General features: G+C 67.4%; 17 protein-coding genes. 7 read left to right on the top strand and 10 right to left on the bottom strand.

The genetic code is table 11. The features are described from left to right. The first annotated feature begins 17 nt into the window (after positions 1 to 17). The 7 genes from QTI45_RS08645 to QTI45_RS08675 all read left to right on the top strand — a co-directional run bounded on the left by QTI45_RS08645 (position 18) and on the right by QTI45_RS08675 (position 5,089). Positions 18 to 968 carry a LysR substrate-binding domain-containing protein gene (locus QTI45_RS08645; RefSeq protein ID WP_286372939.1) on the top strand — a complete coding sequence of 317 codons (951 nt, stop codon included), beginning with the start codon at positions 18 to 20 and terminating at the stop codon, positions 966 to 968. Positions 969 to 1,221: 253 nt separating this feature from the next. Further along, the gene (locus QTI45_RS08650) at positions 1,222 to 2,124 is read left to right on the top strand and encodes a transporter substrate-binding domain-containing protein (protein ID WP_286372940.1); all 903 of its coding nucleotides are present in this window, start codon (positions 1,222 to 1,224) and stop codon (positions 2,122 to 2,124) included. A gap of 90 nt (positions 2,125 to 2,214) precedes the next feature. Next, positions 2,215 to 2,943 (top strand): amino acid ABC transporter permease, encoded by a 729-nt coding sequence (locus tag QTI45_RS08655; RefSeq protein WP_286654060.1) that lies wholly within the window; start codon positions 2,215 to 2,217, stop codon positions 2,941 to 2,943. 1 nt (position 2,944) lies between these two features. Then, complete coding sequence (locus QTI45_RS08660; protein WP_286374638.1) at positions 2,945 to 3,610, top strand: amino acid ABC transporter permease; 666 nt, start codon at positions 2,945 to 2,947, stop codon at positions 3,608 to 3,610. A gap of 29 nt (positions 3,611 to 3,639) precedes the next feature. Next, positions 3,640 to 4,377, top strand: coding sequence for an amino acid ABC transporter ATP-binding protein (locus QTI45_RS08665; protein WP_286654311.1), 738 nt, complete (start codon positions 3,640 to 3,642; stop codon positions 4,375 to 4,377). 194 nt (positions 4,378 to 4,571) lie between these two features. Next, positions 4,572 to 4,874 carry a type II toxin-antitoxin system MqsR family toxin gene (locus tag QTI45_RS08670; RefSeq protein ID WP_286654061.1) on the top strand — a complete coding sequence of 101 codons (303 nt, stop codon included), beginning with the start codon at positions 4,572 to 4,574 and terminating at the stop codon, positions 4,872 to 4,874. After that, positions 4,871 to 5,089, top strand: a complete 219-nt coding sequence (locus QTI45_RS08675) for a type II toxin-antitoxin system MqsA family antitoxin (RefSeq protein WP_286654062.1) — start codon at positions 4,871 to 4,873, stop codon at positions 5,087 to 5,089. The genes QTI45_RS08670 and QTI45_RS08675 overlap by 4 nt, the downstream gene beginning before the upstream one ends. 43 nt (positions 5,090 to 5,132) lie before the next feature. On the opposite strand, the gene QTI45_RS08680 is transcribed toward QTI45_RS08675, so the two are convergent. The 10 genes from QTI45_RS08680 to QTI45_RS08725 form a co-directional block, all read right to left on the bottom strand. Then, positions 5,133 to 6,167 carry a DctP family TRAP transporter solute-binding subunit gene (locus QTI45_RS08680; RefSeq protein ID WP_286368809.1) on the bottom strand — a complete coding sequence of 345 codons (1,035 nt, stop codon included), beginning with the start codon at positions 6,165 to 6,167 and terminating at the stop codon, positions 5,133 to 5,135. A gap of 31 nt (positions 6,168 to 6,198) precedes the next feature. Beyond that, the gene (locus QTI45_RS08685; RefSeq protein ID WP_286368810.1) at positions 6,199 to 7,497 is read right to left on the bottom strand and encodes a TRAP transporter large permease; all 1,299 of its coding nucleotides are present in this window, start codon (positions 7,495 to 7,497) and stop codon (positions 6,199 to 6,201) included. Further along, positions 7,494 to 8,054 (bottom strand): TRAP transporter small permease, encoded by a 561-nt coding sequence (locus tag QTI45_RS08690; RefSeq protein WP_286368811.1) that lies wholly within the window; start codon positions 8,052 to 8,054, stop codon positions 7,494 to 7,496. Before QTI45_RS08690 ends, QTI45_RS08685 begins: the two co-directional genes overlap by 4 nt. 144 nt (positions 8,055 to 8,198) lie before the next feature. Continuing rightward, on the bottom strand, positions 8,199 to 9,134 hold the full coding sequence (locus QTI45_RS08695) for an electron transfer flavoprotein subunit alpha/FixB family protein (RefSeq protein ID WP_286654063.1): 936 nt from the start codon (positions 9,132 to 9,134) through the stop codon (positions 8,199 to 8,201). 11 nt (positions 9,135 to 9,145) lie between these two features. Beyond that, complete coding sequence (locus tag QTI45_RS08700; protein ID WP_286654064.1) at positions 9,146 to 9,895, bottom strand: electron transfer flavoprotein subunit beta/FixA family protein; 750 nt, start codon at positions 9,893 to 9,895, stop codon at positions 9,146 to 9,148. A gap of 30 nt (positions 9,896 to 9,925) precedes the next feature. Beyond that, positions 9,926 to 10,912 carry a Bug family tripartite tricarboxylate transporter substrate binding protein gene (locus QTI45_RS08705; RefSeq protein WP_444813258.1) on the bottom strand — a complete coding sequence of 329 codons (987 nt, stop codon included), beginning with the start codon at positions 10,910 to 10,912 and terminating at the stop codon, positions 9,926 to 9,928. Positions 10,913 to 10,946: 34 nt separating this feature from the next. After that, the gene (locus QTI45_RS08710) at positions 10,947 to 12,887 is read right to left on the bottom strand and encodes an acyl-CoA synthetase (protein ID WP_286654065.1); all 1,941 of its coding nucleotides are present in this window, start codon (positions 12,885 to 12,887) and stop codon (positions 10,947 to 10,949) included. 66 nt (positions 12,888 to 12,953) lie between these two features. Then, on the bottom strand, positions 12,954 to 13,952 hold the full coding sequence (locus QTI45_RS08715; RefSeq protein WP_286368815.1) for a Bug family tripartite tricarboxylate transporter substrate binding protein: 999 nt from the start codon (positions 13,950 to 13,952) through the stop codon (positions 12,954 to 12,956). Between the two features lie 19 nt (positions 13,953 to 13,971). Then, positions 13,972 to 15,171 (bottom strand): CaiB/BaiF CoA transferase family protein, encoded by a 1,200-nt coding sequence (locus QTI45_RS08720; protein WP_286534002.1) that lies wholly within the window; start codon positions 15,169 to 15,171, stop codon positions 13,972 to 13,974. Continuing rightward, the gene (locus QTI45_RS08725; protein ID WP_286368817.1) at positions 15,171 to 16,307 is read right to left on the bottom strand and encodes an acyl-CoA dehydrogenase family protein; all 1,137 of its coding nucleotides are present in this window, start codon (positions 16,305 to 16,307) and stop codon (positions 15,171 to 15,173) included. Before QTI45_RS08725 ends, QTI45_RS08720 begins: the two co-directional genes overlap by 1 nt. Positions 16,308 to 16,315: the final 8 nt, after the last annotated feature.

Here is a 16,315-nt window from a genome sequence, read left to right on the forward strand (position 1 = left end):
GCTCGCATAATCGCCCGATGGAAACCAAGTGGCTCGAAGACTTCGTCAGCCTGGCAGAGACCCGCAGCTTCAGCCGATCGGCCCAGCTGCGCCATGTCACCCAACCGGCCTTCTCGCGCCGGATCCAGGCGCTCGAAGGCTGGGCCGGCACCGACCTGGTCGACCGCAGCTCCTACCCCACGCGCCTGACGCCCGCCGGCCAGACCCTCTACGGCCAGGCGATCGAGATGCTGCAGGCGCTGCAGAGCACGCGCGCCATGCTGCGCGGGCATTCGGCGGTGGCGCAGGACGTGATCGAGTTCGCGATCCCGCACACGCTGGCCTTCACCTTCTTCCCGGCCTGGATCACCAGCCTGCGCGAGCAGTTCGGGCCGATGAAGAGCCGGCTGATCGCGCTCAACGTGCACGACGCCGTGCTGCGCCTGGTCGAAGGCAGCTGCGATGTGCTGATCGCCTATCACCACGCCTCGCAGCCGCTGCCGCTCGACGCCAATCGCTACGAGATGGTGAGCCTCGGCGAAGAGGTGGTCGCGCCCTGGGTCAAGCCCGATGCCGACGGCGCGCCGCGCTACCGCCTGCCGGGCCGTGCCGGGCAGCCGCTGCCTTATCTGGGCTATGCGCCGGGCGCCTATCTCGGGCGCGTCGTCGACCAGTTGCTCAAGGAATCCGGCACCGCGATACATCTCGACCGGGTCTACGAGACCGACATGGCCGAGGGCCTCAAGGTGATGGCGCTCGAAGGCCACGGCATCGCCTTCCTGCCGCAGAGCGCAGTGCGCAAGGAGGTTCGCGCGCGCACGCTGGTGAGCGCGTTGCCGCCCGAGATCGACCGCCTCGACGCCACGATGGAAATCCGCGCCTATCGGGAGCGGCCCGGCACGCCGGCCTCGAAGAGCGTCGGTCGTGTCGGCAAGGGAGCCGCGGACGCGTTGTGGGCCTACCTCGTGCAGGCGCAGGGTTCAGGCTGACTTCGTCGATTTGTGCACTGCACAATCTATGACCCGCCGACATGCCAACCGCCGCATTCGGCATTGGGCGCAAGCGCAAAGTGTGACTAAAGTCCGCCTCACGTTTTTTTCGGGCACAAAGGCTGCTTTGATCAAGGTGTTCGCGAATCGGTCCGCCCGTTCAAGGTGCATTGCGCACCGGGTTGGTCCGGGTATGGCGCAGAATGCGGGCGTCTAGAATTTCGAGTCTTTCTCTCAGTCTCAGGAGTCAAGTATGAAGAAGCAGGTATTGGCGTTGGCCGTGATGGTGCTCGCCGCAGGAGGAGCCTTCGCCCAGGCCAACGACACGCTGGCCAAGATCAAGTCGAGCGGTGCTGTGACGATGGGCGTTCGCGACTCGTCCGGCGCGCTGGCCTACACCATCGGCGACGGCAAGTACGTCGGCTTCCACACCGAAATGTCGGAGCGCATCCTGGCCGACATCCAGAAGCAGCTCGGCCTGCCCAAGCTGGAGATCAAGCGCCAGCTGGTGACCTCGCAGAACCGCGTGCCGCTGGTTCAGAACGGCACCGTCGACCTCGAGTGCGGCTCGACCACCAACAACGCCACGCGCCAGAAGGACGTCGGCTTCGCGATCACGACCTACGTCGAGGAAGTGCGCATCGCGGTCAAGGCCAATTCGGGCATCAACTCGATCAAGGACCTCAACGGCAAGAACGTCGCCACCACCACCGGCACGACCTCGGTCCAGACCCTGCGCAAGAACGAACGCGCCCAGGGCATCGACTTCAAGGAAGTCATGGGCAAGGACCACGCCGACAGCTTCCTGCTGCTCGAGTCGGGCCGTGCCGACGCCTTCGTGATGGACGGCCAGATCCTGGCCGGCAACATCGCCAAGTCCAAGGCTCCGGCGGACTTCAAGATCGTCGGCGAAGCGCTGTCGGTCGAGCCGATCGCCTGCATGCTGCGCAAGGACGACCCGGCCTTCCAGAAGGCGGTCGACGACAGCATCAAGCGCCAGATTGCCGACGGCTCGCTGGCCAAGCTCTACGACAAGTGGTTCATGCAGCCGATTCCGCCGACCAACACCAAGGTCGGCCTGCCTCTGTCGGAAGCGACCAAGGCCGCGTGGGCGAACCCCAACAACAAGCCGATGGAAGACTACGCCAAGAAGTGAGTCGCGTGGGCTGACGCATGAACCAACGCCCGCCTCTTCCGGCGGGCGTTTGTTTTATGAGATGCCTCCAACAATGATCGAGGAGTAGAAATGGGAAATTGGGATTGGCAGGTCTTCCTGCAAGATCCGGGCGGCAAGATACCGACCTACTGGCAATGGCTGGTGTCGGCCTGGGGCTGGACGGTGTCGGTGTCCTTGTGCTCGCTGGTCGTGGCGCTGGTGCTCGGCTCGCTGGTCGGCGTGATCCGCACGCTGCCCGACAGCCCCTGGCTGGTGCGCTTCGGCAATGCCTGGGTCGAGCTGTTCCGCAACATCCCGCTGCTGGTCCAGATTTTCCTCTGGTACCACGTGGTGCCGAAGATGTTCCCGGTCATGGCTGGCTTGCCGCCCTTCATCCTGGTGGTGTTCGCGCTCGGCTTCTTCACCTCGGCCCGGATCGCGGAGCAGCTGCGCTCCGGCATCCAGGCGCTGCCCAAGGGCCAGCGCTACGCGGGCATGGCGGTGGGCTTCACGACCTGGCAGTACTACCGCTACGTGATCCTGCCGATGGCCTACCGGATCATCATCCCGCCGCTCACCAGCGAGTCGATGAACATCTTCAAGAACTCGTCGGTCGCGTTCGCGGTGTCGATTCCCGAGATGATCCAGTTCGCGATGCAGGCCGGCGAGGAGACTGCGCGCGTGACCGAGATGTACATGGCCGTGACCGTGCTCTACGTGATCTCGGCGATGGTCATCAACCGCATCATGGCCTGGGTCGAGAAGAAGGTCCGCGTGCCGGGCTTCGTCGTGGCCGGCACCGGCGGCGGAGGACACTGACATGAATCTCGACCTCACATTCTTCAACTGGGCCGTCGTCAGCAGCTTCCTGCTGAAGGGCCTCTACTTCAGCGTCTTCCTGACCGTGGTCGCCACGCTGGGCGGCATCTTCTTCGGCACCCTGCTGGCGCTGATGCGGCTGTCGGGCAAGAAATGGCTCGACGTGCCCGCGGCCATCTACGTCAACGGCATGCGCAGCATTCCGCTGGTGATGGTGATCCTGTGGTTCTTCCTGCTGGTCCCCAACATCATCGGGCGGCCGATCGGGCCCGAGTACTCGGCGATCATCACCTTCATCGCGTTCGAGGCGGCCTACTTCAGCGAGATCATGCGCGCCGGCATCCAGTCGATTCCGCGCGGGCAGGTGTTCGCGGGGCAGGCGGTGGGCATGACCTACAGCCAGAACATGAAGCTGGTGATCCTGCCGCAGGCCTTCCGCAACATGCTGCCGGTGCTGCTGACGCAGACCATCATCCTGTTCCAGGACACCTCGCTGGTCTACGCCATCGGCGCCTACGACCTGTTCAAGGGCTTCGACACCGCAGGCAAGAACTTCGGCCGCCCCGAAGAGGCTTATCTGCTGGCCGCCGTCGTCTACTTCGTGTTGTGCTATTCGCTCTCCTGGCTGGTGAAGCGTCTGCACAAGAAGATCGCCATCATCCGCTGAGCTGAAGGAGCAAACCGATGTCCGACAAAATGATTGAAATCAAGAATGTTTCCAAGTGGTATGGCCCGGTGCAGGTGCTCAACGAGTGCTCGGTCAGCATTTCCAAGGGTGACGTGGTGGTGGTGTGCGGGCCCTCGGGCTCGGGCAAGTCCACGCTGATCAAGACCGTCAACGCGCTCGAGCCCTTCCAGAAGGGCGAGATCACGGTCAACGGCATTCCGCTGCACGACCCCAAGACCAACCTGCCGAAGCTGCGCTCCAAGGTCGGCATGGTGTTCCAGCACTTCGAGCTGTTCCCGCACCTGTCGGTGACCGAGAACCTCACGATCGCCCAGATCAAGGTGCTGGGCCGCAGCGCCGACGAGGCCAAGACGCGCGGCCTCAAGATGCTCGACCGCGTGGGCCTGATGGCGCACAAGGACAAGTTCCCGGGCCAGCTGTCGGGCGGCCAGCAGCAGCGCGTGGCGATCGCCCGCGCCCTTTCCATGGACCCTATCGTGATGCTGTTCGACGAGCCCACCTCGGCGCTCGACCCCGAGATGGTCGGTGAGGTGCTCGACGTGATGGTGGCGCTGGCCAAGGAAGGCATGACCATGATGGTGGTCACGCACGAGATGGGCTTTGCGCGCAAGGTGGCGAGCCGCGTGATCTTCATCGACGTCGGCGGCCGCATCCTGGAAGACTGCTCGAAGGAGGAGTTCTTCACCCACCCGGAGAACCGGCAGCCGCGGACCAAGGATTTCCTGAACAAGATCCTGCAGCACTAGCTCGCCCCCAGGTTGCCCGGCACTTCGTGTCCGGGCGCCCACCCCCTTCCGGGGGCGACACCAGCGGCCCGGCTGAGCCGGTTCCGCGGTGTCCCACCAACAGAAAGCCCCGCGGTGCGGGGCTTTCGCTTTTTCGGGGACTGGCGCGGATGCTTCGCCTTGGCCGCCCTTCGGACAAGCCGGATGATCCGGCGATGGAAAAGTCGAAGCCGCGCTGGAGTCTCTCGGTGGTTCGCGCGCTTGCGGTCGAAGGGCGGTGGGCGGTGAGCCATTCCGCGCTGGCGGGAGCCGCCCGTCTGGGGCTGGATGCGGCGGGGCTGCTCCGGCTCGTGATGGCCCTGGGCTCCGCGGATTTCCATCGCAGCATGAACCGTGCGGCCGATCGCCGTTCGTGGCAGGACGTCTACCGCACGGCCGGGGCCACCGGCTGCGTCGAACTCAAGCTCAGCGCGCAGGCCGAATTGCTGATTGCATCCTGCGAGGCGTGCAGGCCATGAAATGTCCCGCTTGCGCCGCGGCCGTCCTGGTGGCGGACATCCGCCACCTGCCTTGCGTCTACCGGCGCGAATCGATGCTGATTGCGGAGGTCGAAGGCCGCTTCTGCACGGCCTGCGGCGAATGCGTGCTGGGCCCCGTCGAGGCCGGGCGCGTCAGCGCGGCGCTGCTCGCGTTCCATCGGAAGGTGGACGGCGCGACCACCGGACGCGAATGAAAAAGCCCCGCATCGCGGGGCTCTTCGATCGGCGTGCGGCGGCCTACTTCTTGCGCGCCGCAATCGCCTGTTCGGCCTGCGTCACCAGCTCCTTGCCGATGGTCGGGGTCCACTTGGCGTACACCGGACGCGTCGCCTTGACGAAAGCCTCGCGCTCCGCCGGGCTCAGCTGGGTCACGGTCACGCCCATCGCGGCGATGTCCTTGAGTACCGGCTTGTCGGCCTCGACCAGTCCCTTGCGGGCCAGTGCGATGTTCTGCTTGCCGGCGTCGATGGCGGCCTGGCGCACGATCGCCTGGTCGGCCGGCGTCCACGAGCCCCAGACTTCCTTGTTGACCACGAAGATCAGCGGGTCGGCCATGTAGCCCCACGTGGTCACGAACTTCTGGCCGACCGTGTGCATCTTGAGAATGGTGAACAGGAACAGCGGGTTCTCCTGGCCGTCGACCGCGCCGCTGGCGAGCGCGGGCTGCGCATCGGCCCAGCTCATCTGGGTCGGATTGGCGCCCAGCGTGCTGAACATGTCGGAGAAGATCGGCGAGCCGACGACACGGATCTTCATGCCCTTCAAGTCTTCCGGCGACTTGATCGGGCGCTTCGAGTTCGTGACTTCGCGGTAGCCGTTCTCGCCCCAGGCCAGCGGCACCACGCCGGACTTGTCGAGTGTGGCGAAGATCTCCTTGCCGACCGCGCCCTGCGTCAGCGCGTCGACCGCCGCGTAGTCGGGCATCAGGAAGGGCAGCGAGAACAGGTTGAGCTGCTTGACCTGCGGCGACCAGTTGATGGTCGAGCCCACCGCCATGTCGATCACGCCCTGGCGCAGCGCGCTGAACTCGCGCGTCTGGTCGCCCTGGATCAGCGACACGCCCGGGTACAGCTTGATGTTGATGCGGCCCTGGGTGCGCTCCTTGACCAGGTCGGCCCAGATGCGGCCGGCCTCGCCCCACGGCGTGGGCGGGCCCAGCACCAGCGACATCTTGTACTCGGCCTTGTAGCTCTGCGCCTGTGCGGCGACCGAGAAGCCGCCGAGGGCGGCGGCGACGGCCAGCAGGCCGAGCAGGGAACGACGGAATTTCATGGATCAGTCTCCTTGGGAATAAATCGAGGAATCAGTAGCCCAGCTTGCGCGGCAGCCAGAGCGCAAGCTCCGGCCAGGCGATCACCGCCACCATCACGAGGAACATCGCGAACAGCATCCAGCCGACCCAGCGCACGGTTTCTTCCATGCGCACGTTGGCGATGCGGCAGGACACCATGAGGTTCACGGCCAGCGGCGGCGTGAACTGGCCCAGCGCCACCTTCAGCGTCAGGATGACGCCGAACCACACCGGGTCCCACTTGTAGTGCTGCACGATCGGCCACAGCAGCGGCACGAAGATCAGGAAGATCGAGACGCCGTCGAGGAACATGCCGACCGTGATCAGCAGCAGGATCAGCAGCGACAGCACGCCGTACTCGCCGAGGCCCGAATTGACGATCGCCCGCGTGACCGGATCGATCACGCCAAGGGTCGACAGCGAGTAGGCGAAGATGCCCGCCAGCGACACCACCAGCAGGATCACGGCCGACAGCTCGCCCGATTCGCGCAGGATCACGAACAGGTCGCGGACCTTGATCGTGCGATGCACCACCATGCCCACGAAGAGGCCGTAGAACACCGCCACCACTGCAGCCTCGGTCGGCGTGAAGAGCCCGGCGCGCATGCCCCCGAGGATCAGCACCGGCGCCGCGAGGCCCCAGATCGCGTCGCGGAAGCTGGACCAGAAGGCCGGACGCGGCAGGCTGGACTCGAGCGCGCCCATCTTGTTCGAGCGGGCCATCCAGACCGCCGGGACGATCAGCGCCACGCCGGCCAGGATGCCGGGGATCATGCCGGCGGCGAACAGCGCCGGCACCGAAGCACCGGGGACCAGCACCGAGTAGACGATGAAGGCGACCGAGGGCGGGATCAGGATGTCGGTGGCCGCCGCCGCGCCGACCACGCTGGCCGAATAGGCCGGCGGGTAGCCGGCGCGCGACATGGCGGTGATCATCACGGCGCCGACCGCGGCGGCGTTCGCCGGGCCCGAGCCCGAGATGCCGCCGAGGAACATCGCCACCACGATCGCCACCAGCGGCAGCATGCCGGGGCCGCGGCCGACGATGGCGATCGCGAAGTTGACCAGACGCAGCGCCACCCCCGAGCGGTCGAAGATCGAGCCGACCAGCACGAACATCGGGATCGCGAGCAGCGGGTACTTGCCGAGGCCGGCGTAGAAGTTCTGCGGCACGGCCAGGAGGCCGAACCATTGCGCGTCGCTGTTGGCCAGCGCGATGCAGGCGGCGCCGGCGAGGCCCAGCGCGGCGCCGATCGGCACGCCGATCAGCATCATCGCCACGAAGGCGACGAAGAGCAGGGTGGGAATCATCGATCGGAGCCGCCGTAGTTGGTCTTGCGGCCGCGGCGGATGAACAGGCCCAGCGCCCGCAGCGCGATCGCGAAGGAGACGATCGGCAGCCAGATCGAATACCACCACTGCGGCACGCCGATGCCCGGCGAGGTCTCCTCGAAGCGGTAATCGTCCCAGACCACGCGCACGCTGAGGGCACCGATCAGCAGGAACAGCAGCGCGACCATGATCGCGCCGAACTGCGCCAGGCGCTTGCGCCGCGCCATGCTGCCGCTCTCGGCGAAGTACTCGATGCGGATGTGGCGGTCGCGCGCCACCGCGGCGGAGCCCGCCACCAGCGCCAGCAGGATCATCAGGAAGACCGAGAACTCCTCGGTCCAGGCGAAGGAGGAGTCGGTGAAATAGCGCACCAGCACGTTGGCGAAGGTGATGCAGGCCAGCAGGCCCATGATCAGCACCGTGGCCCAGTCCTCGATCGCGAGGGGAACGCGGGTCGGCTCGTCGGCGGCTTCGATTTCAGGGGGGATGGGGCTGGCGGCGTCCAGCATGGAGCCGGACTCGGAGGGAGAGGTCATCGGGGGAAGCAGGAAGGTGGAACCACGTCGTGTCACCGGGCGGACGCGGGACGCGGTCCGAACGCCTCGACGGGGAAGCAGCCACGGATCCTAACGATCCATGACCATTTTCCTATCGGGGGTTTCCTTAGCTGCCGCCCCGGATCAGAGTGCCTTGACCAGTTCCGGCACTGCCGTGAACAGGTCGGCGACCAGGCCGTAGTCGGCCACCGAGAAGATCGGGGCTTCCTCGTCCTTGTTGATCGCCACGATCACCTTGGAGTCCTTCATGCCCGCCAGATGCTGGATCGCGCCCGAGATGCCGGCGGCGATGTACAGCTGCGGCGCGACGATCTTGCCGGTCTGGCCCACTTGCCAGTCGTTCGGGGCGTAGCCCGCATCCACGGCCGCGCGGCTGGCACCCAGGCCCGCGTTGAGCTTGTCGGCCAGGGGCGCCATCACTTCCTGGAACTTCTCGGCGCTGCCCAGCGCCCGGCCGCCCGAGACGATGATCTTGGCGGCGGTCAGTTCGGGGCGTTCGCTCTTGGTGACCTCGCGGCCGACGAAGCTGGACTTGCCGCTGTCGGCCACGCCTTCGACCTTTTCGATCGCTGCGCTGCCGCCGGTGGCGGCGGCCGCATCGAAGCCCGTGGTGCGCACCGTGACCACCTTGATCGCATCGCTGCTCTGCACGATCGCAATCGCATTGCCCGCGTAGATCGGACGCTCGAAGGTGTCGGGGCTGTCGACCTTGGTGATGTCGCTGATCTGGGCCACGTCCAGCAGCGCCGCCACGCGCGGCGCCACGTTCTTGCCGTTGGCGGTCGAGGGGAACAGGATGTGGCTGTAGTTCTTCGCAATCGCGAGGACCTGGGCTGCGACGTTCTCGGCGAGGTTCTCGGCCAGGCTGGCGCTGTCGGCGACGATCACCTTGGCCACGCCTGCGACTTGAGAAGCGGCCTTGCCGGCTTCGGCGGCATTGGCGCCGGCCACCAGCACATGGACGTCGCCGCTGGCGCAGGCGATCCCGGCGGTCACGGTGTTGAGGGTCGCCGGCTTCAGGGTGGCGTGGTCGTGTTCGGCAATAACAAGTACGGTCATGTCGTTGTTCCTCAGATCACCTTGGCTTCGTTCTTGAGCTTGTCCACCAGGGTGGCGACATCCGGCACCTTGATGCCCGCACCACGCTTCGGCGGCTCAGACACCTTGAGTGTCTTCAGACGCGGCTTGACATCCACACCCAGGTCTTCAGGCTTGAACGTGTCCAGCTGCTTCTTCTTGGCCTTCATGATGTTCGGCAAGGTCACGTAGCGCGGCTCGTTCAGGCGCAGGTCGGTCGTGATCACGGCCGGCAGCGACAGCGAGATGGTCTCCAGGCCGCCATCGACTTCACGCGTCACGCTGACCTTGTCGCCCGCCACTTCCACCTTCGAGGCGAAGGTCGCCTGCGGCAGGTCCGCCAGCGCCGCCAGCATCTGGCCGGTCTGGTTGGCGTCGTCGTCGATCGCCTGCTTGCCCAGGATGACCAGCGCCGGCTGCTCCTTGTCGACCAGCGCCTTCAGCAACTTGGCCACGGCCAGCGGCTGCAGCTCCTCGGTGGTCTCCACCAGGATGCCGCGGTCGGCACCGATGGCCATCGCCGTGCGCAGCGTCTCCTGGCACTTCGCATCGCCGCACGAGACCGCAATGATCTCGGTGGCCGCGCCCTTCTCCTTCAGGCGCACCGCCTCTTCGACCGCGATCTCGTCGAAGGGGTTCATGCTCATCTTCACATTGGCAATGTCGACGCCGGTGCCGTCGCTCTTCACGCGCACCTTGACGTTGTAGTCGACGACCCGCTTGACGGGGACCAGGATCTTCATGGTTGGCACTCCTTCAGTCTTGAATTGAATTCACTCGAGCTTGGCGCCCGATTGCTTGATCAGGCGCTCCCAGATCGGGCGCTCCTTCTGGTACGCGGCCGAGAAGGCCTCGGGCGAGCTGTCCTTGATCTCGAAACCCATGCCCGCGACCTTGGCCTGCACGTCGGGCTGCTGGGTGGCCTTGCGCACTTCGTCCGCGATGCGCTGCACGACGGGCTTCGGCGTGTTGGCGGGCGCGGCGATCGCGAGCCAGCCCGTGACCCGGTAGGCCTCGTCCTTGAGCCCCTGCTCGGCCAGCGTCGGCACGTTGGGCAGCGTGCTCATGCGGCGCTCGCCGGTAACGCCGATGGCCTTCAGCTTGCCGGCCTCGATGTGCGGCTTGGCGACCAGCGCGCTGGCGTAGGCCATCTGGATCTGGCCGCCGATCAGGTCCTGCAGCATCGGCGCCTCGCCCTTGTAGGCGACGTGGTTCATGTCGGCCTTCTGCGTCAGGCTCATGTGGGCGCCGGCCAGGTGCGGATAGGCGCCCACGCCGTAGGAGCCGTAGGCCAGCTTGCCCTTGTTCTCGCTCACGTACTTGAGCAGTTCGGGGCCGGTCTTGACCGGCACGCTCGGATGCACCACCAGCACCAGCGGCGCCATCGCGATCTGGTAGACCAGCGTCAGGTCGCGCTGCGTGTCGTAGGGCAGCTTCTCGTAGAGGAACTGGTTGGTCAGCAGGGAGTTGCTCAGCGACAGCACGATCGTGTAGCCGTCCGGTGCTGCCTTGGCGACCGCGTCGGTGCCGATGATGCCGGCGGCGCCGGGCTTGTTGTCGATGATCACGGGCTGGCCCATGCCGGCCGCCATCTTCTCGCCGATCACGCGTGCCAGCACGTCGGTGGCGCCGCCGGCGGCGAAGGGAACGACCATCTTGATCGGCTTGTTCGGGTAGGCCTGTTGCGCCTGGGCGGGCGCGATGGCGCAGAGGGCGGCGGCGCAGAGCCACGCGCGGCGGTTCGAGAGCAGGGGGGTCAAGGCTTGTCTCCGGTTCGGTTTCTTGAAAGTGGGGCTACTTCAGCAGCACCTGCGTCTTGAACGGCAGCCGTCCCAGCGCATCGTGCAACTGCAGTCGCAGCGATTCGGCCTGCGTGCCGGTGGCGGCCGCATCGATGAGCACCCGCAGCGCGCTGTCGCCGTCGGCCTCCACCTGCGGCCGCGCCGGGCCGGCGATGCCGAGCGCCGCGCAGGCTTCGTCGACCATCGCCGTGGCGACCTTGCGCGCGGCCATCGCGCGCAGCTCGGGCTTGTAGATCTTGCCGACGTTGGTCATCGGCATGGTCTCGATGACGATCACCGAACGCGGCTTGGCCGGGGCTTCGTCGACCCGCGCGGCCGTGAAGTCGAGCAGTTCGGACTCGCTCGCCGAGGCGCCGGGGATCAGGGTCGCGAACACCACCGGCAGCTCGCCCGCATAGGCATCGGGCGCCCCGACCGCGGCGCACAGCTGCACCGAGGGATGGGCGCCGAGCGCGTCCTCGATCACCTTCGGGTCGATGTTGTGGCCGCTGCGGATGATCAGGTCCTTGGAGCGGCCGCTGAGGTTGAGCCGGCCCTCGGTGTCGAGCCAGCCGAGGTCGCCGGTGGCCAGCCAGCCGTCGGCGGTGAAAGCCTTGGCGTTGTCGGCCGGATCGACGAAGCCAGAGAACAGGTTCGGCGACTTAAACAGCACCATGCCCTGCTCGCCCACGGGCAGGTCGCGCTCGCTGGCGTTGCCGTGTTCGTCGAGCGCCACGATGCGCAGCTGCGAATAGGGCAGGCGGAAGCCGACGCAGCCCGCGGGGCCGACCACGCCCGGCGGCGTGATGGTCGAGATCCCGGCCATCTCCGTCATGCCCAGGCTCTCGTGCACGTGCAGGCCGAACAGGCGCTCGAAGCGCGCGGCGAGCTCGGGCGCGAGCACCGCCGCGCCGGTGCGGCAGTAGTTGATCGACGAGATGTCGGCGCCGTCCAGCGGCACGTTCGCCAGCGCCGCGAGCACCGTCGGCACCGCCGACAGCGAGGTCGGCCGGTACGTCTCGACCAGCCGCCAGTAGTTGGCCAGCACCTGCTTGTTGCGCAGCAGCGTGGTGGTCGGGATGATGACTTCGACGCCGGCCGACAGCGAGGCCAGCGAGGCCGGCAGCACGCCGGCCACGTGGAACAGCGGGTAGCCGTTGATCGAGGCGTCGTTCGGGCCCTGGCCGGTCATATTGACGCTGGCCCAGGCGGTGAAGACCTGCGCCCCGTGGCTGTGGCGGGCGAGCTTGGGCGCGCCGGTGGTGCCGCCGGTGTGGAAGTAGGCGGCGATGTCGCCCGGCGCGATGTCGCGGCCGCTCACGAGCCGGTCGTCGGGCTCGGCGGCGCGCAGGGCGCCGAAGTCGGCCACGCCCGCGGGCAGTTCGCCCGCGCTGCCGGGCGCCTCGTCGTGCGGCGCCACGCGCAGCAGCGTCGTCAGCGTCGGCACCTGGCCGCGCAGCCGCATCGCCTTGGCCCACATGCCGGAGTCGGCATCGGAGCCGTAGGCGATCAGCACCTTGGCGCGGCCCGCGGTCATCAGCGCAACCAGCTTGTCATCGGTCAGCAGCGGGTTGAGCGGCTGCACGATGCCGGCCGCCTCGCCGCCCCACAGCGCGAGGTGGTAGTCGAGGCAGCCCGGCAGCAGCACGGCCACCGCGTCGTCGGGGCCGACGCCGAGCCGGTGCAGCAGGTTCGCGGTCTGGTGGATGCCGGCCAGCAGCTGGGCATAGGACCAGCGGATCGGTTCGTCCGCCGGATCGCCGCTGCGCAGGAAGGTCAGCGCGGTCTTGTCGCCGAAGGCGGCGCCGGCATTGCGGAAGATCTCGTAGGTGCTGCGCACCGTGAGCGCATCGGCCAGCGGCGTGGCCTCGAGCCTGCGGATGTCGTCGAGGCTGCGGATCGGAAACGATGCGCTGAAGGGCGCTGCGGCCCGGGGTTCGATGCGGCTGCTCATGGGTCGTGTCTCCTGCAGTTTCTTCCTTGCCATCATGCGCCGGCTCGGCGCCGGCGCCTACCGTGTCTACTGGTTCTTGATGTTGTTGTCGCGGATGACCTTGCCCCAGCGCTCGTAGTCCTGGCGCATGCGCGCGCTCATCTGCTCGGGCGTCTGGAAAGCCGCGAAGGTGCCTACGCCCTCGAGCTTCTCCTGCACTTCCTTGTCGGCCAATGCCTTCTTGAGTTCGGTGTTCAGGCGTGCGATCACGTCCTTGGGCGTGCCGGCCGGCGCCAGCATGCCGCCCCACGAAGTCGCGTCGAAACCGGGGAAGCCCTGTTCGGCCACGGTCTTGACATCGGGCAGCAGGCTCAGCCGCTTCGACGAGCCGACCGCGATCGCGCGCAGCGTGCCCGAGCGGATGTGCGGCAGCACCGCGATCAGGTCCGAGAACATCATCGGAACCTGGCCGCCGATCAGGTCGGTCACGGCCGGCGCGCTGCCGCGGTAGGGCACGTGCTGCATCTCGAACTTGCCCACGTTCTTGAGGCTTTCGGTCGTCAGGTGGCCGAAGCTGCCGGCGCCCGCGGTGGTGTAGTTGAACTTGCCGCCGTCGGCACGGGCCTTGGCGATCAGCTGCTGCAGGCCGGTGACCTCGGGCAGCGCCTTGGGGTTCACGACCATCACGATCGGCAGGTCGTAGGTGGTGCCGACCGGCGTGAAGCTCTTGAAGATGTCGTAGCTGGTCGGGCCGTAGAGGTGGCCGGCCAGCAGGGTCGGCGTGGCCAGCATCACCAGCGTGTAGCCGTCCGGCGCCGCCTTGGCCGCGATCGCCGCGCCGATGGTGCCGGAGGCGCCGCCGCGGTTGTCGATCAGCACCGGCTGCTTGAGGCCTTGCGCCATCTTCTGGCCGATGATGCGGGTCGCGACGTCGGTCGGGCCGCCGGCCGGGAAGGGCACGATGATGGTGATCGGCTTGGTCGGAAAAGCCTGGGCGAAGGCGGTGCCGGCGAGAAGCGGCAGTGCCAGGGCGAGCAGGGCGCGGCGCGCCGGATTGCGAACGGAAACGGGAAGGCGAAAGGACATTGGGTACGGTTCAGTGGCGTCAGAGGACGCCGTTGGATTTCAGTTGCGAGAGCTTTTCGTCGGACAGGCCAAGCAGCGACTGCAGCACCTCGTGCGTGCCTTCGCCGAGCTGGGGCGGCGCATTGCGCACCGGCAGCCGCTCGCCGTCGAAGCGGTAGGGCGGGGCCAGCACGTTGACCGTGCCGGCCACCGGGTGCGGCTGCGTGGTCACGAGGCCGGCCTCGGTGGCGCGCTTCGATTGCAGCGCCTCGAGCAGTCCGAGCACCTCGCCGCACGGGATGCCCGAGCGGGTCAGCTGCTCGAGCAGCGCGCGGCGCTTGCGCTTGCCGAGTTCGCGGTTGATCTCGGGCATCAGCAGCGCGCGGTTGGCGGAACGCAGGATGTTGGTCTTGAAGCGCTCGTCGGCCGCGAGGTCGGGCCGCTCGATCACGTCGGTGCAGAAGCGTGCGAACTGGCTGTTGTTGCCGACCGTGATGACCAGCGGGCCGTCTTCGGCGTCGAACACGCCGTAGGGCACGATCGACGGATGCGCGTTGCCGTAGCGCGGCGGGTCTTCGCCCAGCAGCAGCGCCTCGAGGCCGTAGTAGGCCGTGATCATCAGGCCGCAGTCGAACAGCGCCATCTCGACGTGGCGGCCACGGCCGGTCTTCTGGCGTTCGAACAGCGCCGCCAGGATGGCTTGCGCCGAGTACATGCCGGTGAACAAATCGACCGCGGCGACGCCGAACTTGAGCGGCGGCTGGTCGGCTTCGCCGTTGATCGCCATCAGGCCGGCCTCGCCCTGCACCACCAGGTCGTAGCCGGGGCGCGCGGCCTCGGGGCCGGTGCGGTCGTAGCCCGAGATCGAGCAATAGACCAGCCCCGGGTTGATCTCGCGCAGGGCCTCGTAGCCCAGGCCGAGCTTGTCGATGCCGCCGAACTTGAAGTTCTGGATCAGCACGTCGCACTTCTTGACCAGCTCGCGCACGATCTCCTGGCCTTCGGCCGTCTGCAGGTCGATCGCGACCGAGCGCTTGTTGCGGTTGACGCTGTTGAAGTAGGCGGTCTCGGTGTTGCCGACGCGCAGGCCCCAGTCGCGCGTGTCGTCGCCGCGCACCGGGTGTTCGACCTTGATCACCTCGGCGCCGAAATCGGCCAGCACCATGCCGCACCAGGGGCCGGCCAGGATGCGCGAGAGGTCGAGCACGCGGACGCCCGCGAGCGGCAGCGCGCCGTTCATCAGTGGACCTCCTTGCCGAGCGCGATGTAGCGCTGCAGGTGGTGGTCCTCGTCGCCGAGCTGGTGGTCGATCATGACCAGGCGCTTGGCGTAGTGGGCCAGTGGCAGTTCCCAGGTCATGCCGATGCCGCCGTGCAGCTGGATGCTCTCTTCGGCCACCAGCGAGCCGATGCGGCCGATGCTGAACTTGGCCGCCGACAGCGCGCGCTCGCGCGTCACGCGGTCGGCGTCGATGGCCGCTGCCGCGTTGATGACCGCCGAGCGGGCCTGCTCGATCTCGAGCAGCAGGTCGGCCATGCGGTGCTGCAGCGCCTGGAAGCTGCCGATCAGCATGCCGAACTGCTTGCGCGTGCGCAGGTACTCGAGCGTTTCGGTCTTGGCCGCTTCCATGGCGCCGAGCGCCTCGGCGCACAGGGCGAGCACGCCGCGGCCGATGGCGCGCTCCAGCGTTGCGTGGGCCTGCCCTTCGGTGCCGAGCAGTGCATCGGCGCCGAGCGCGAGCTTGTCGAAGCGGAGCTCGGCCACGCGGCCGCCATCGATCGCGGGGCAGTCGCGCAGCGCCAGGCTGGCGGTCTTCGCCGGCACCAGGAACAGCGAGATGCCGGCTTCGTCGTCGACCGCACCCGCGGTGCGCGCCGAGACCACGAACAGGTCGGCCTGCGCGCCCTGCTGCACCACCACCTTGGCGCCGTCGAGCACCCAGCCGTCAGCGCTTCGCGCGGCACGCGTCTCGACGCGCGCGAGTTCGTAGTGGCTGCCGGCTTCGTCGTGGGCCAGCGTCGCGATCGTGGTGCCGCCGATGATTTCGGCCAGCAGGGCCTTCTGCGTCTCGTTGCCCGCGGCCGAGATCGCCTCGCCGGCCATCACGGCGCCCAGCAGCGGCTCGACCACCAGGCCGCGGCCCAGCGCCTCGAAGACCACCGCGATATCGAAGCCGCCGCCACCGAAGCCGCCGTCGGCCTCGCCGAACAGCGCGCCGATCACGCCGAGCTCGGCGAACTGGCGCCAGATATCGGCGCTGAAGCCTTCGGGCGATTTCGCGATGCGGTCGCGCGTGTCGAAGGCGTACTGTTCCGCGATGAAGCGGTTCAGGCTGTCGGCGAGCATGCGCCGGTCTTCGCTGTGTTCGAAATTCATGATGTCGT

It is taken from the genome of Variovorax saccharolyticus (assembly GCF_030316765.1).
In the GTDB taxonomy this organism is placed as follows: Bacteria; Pseudomonadota; Gammaproteobacteria; order Burkholderiales; family Burkholderiaceae_C; genus Variovorax; species Variovorax saccharolyticus.

Bases quoted from the DNA above. Each gene is read 5' to 3' on its own strand.
- QTI45_RS08725 (WP_286368817.1), bottom strand. From the start codon at position 16,307: ATGAATTTCGAACACAGCGAAGACCGGCGCATGCTCGCCGACAGCCTG.
- QTI45_RS08700 (WP_286654064.1), bottom strand. From the start codon at position 9,895: ATGAAGATCCTGGTCCCCGTCAAGCGGGTCGTCGACTACAACGTCAAG.
- QTI45_RS08660 (WP_286374638.1), top strand. From the start codon at position 2,945: ATGAATCTCGACCTCACATTCTTCAACTGGGCCGTCGTCAGCAGCTTC.
- QTI45_RS08685 (WP_286368810.1), bottom strand. From the start codon at position 7,497: ATGATTCCCACCCTGCTCTTCGTCGCCTTCGTGGCGATGATGCTGATC.
- QTI45_RS08720 (WP_286534002.1), bottom strand. From the start codon at position 15,171: ATGAACGGCGCGCTGCCGCTCGCGGGCGTCCGCGTGCTCGACCTCTCG.
- QTI45_RS08650 (WP_286372940.1), top strand. From the start codon at position 1,222: ATGAAGAAGCAGGTATTGGCGTTGGCCGTGATGGTGCTCGCCGCAGGA.
- QTI45_RS08665 (WP_286654311.1), top strand. From the start codon at position 3,640: ATGATTGAAATCAAGAATGTTTCCAAGTGGTATGGCCCGGTGCAGGTG.
- QTI45_RS08670 (WP_286654061.1), top strand. From the start codon at position 4,572: ATGGAAAAGTCGAAGCCGCGCTGGAGTCTCTCGGTGGTTCGCGCGCTT.
- QTI45_RS08710 (WP_286654065.1), bottom strand. From the start codon at position 12,887: ATGAGCAGCCGCATCGAACCCCGGGCCGCAGCGCCCTTCAGCGCATCG.
- QTI45_RS08695 (WP_286654063.1), bottom strand. From the start codon at position 9,134: ATGACCGTACTTGTTATTGCCGAACACGACCACGCCACCCTGAAGCCG.
- QTI45_RS08655 (WP_286654060.1), top strand. From the start codon at position 2,215: ATGGGAAATTGGGATTGGCAGGTCTTCCTGCAAGATCCGGGCGGCAAG.
- QTI45_RS08690 (WP_286368811.1), bottom strand. From the start codon at position 8,054: ATGACCTCTCCCTCCGAGTCCGGCTCCATGCTGGACGCCGCCAGCCCC.
- QTI45_RS08680 (WP_286368809.1), bottom strand. From the start codon at position 6,167: ATGAAATTCCGTCGTTCCCTGCTCGGCCTGCTGGCCGTCGCCGCCGCC.
- QTI45_RS08645 (WP_286372939.1), top strand. From the start codon at position 18: ATGGAAACCAAGTGGCTCGAAGACTTCGTCAGCCTGGCAGAGACCCGC.
- QTI45_RS08715 (WP_286368815.1), bottom strand. From the start codon at position 13,952: ATGTCCTTTCGCCTTCCCGTTTCCGTTCGCAATCCGGCGCGCCGCGCC.
- QTI45_RS08675 (WP_286654062.1), top strand. From the start codon at position 4,871: ATGAAATGTCCCGCTTGCGCCGCGGCCGTCCTGGTGGCGGACATCCGC.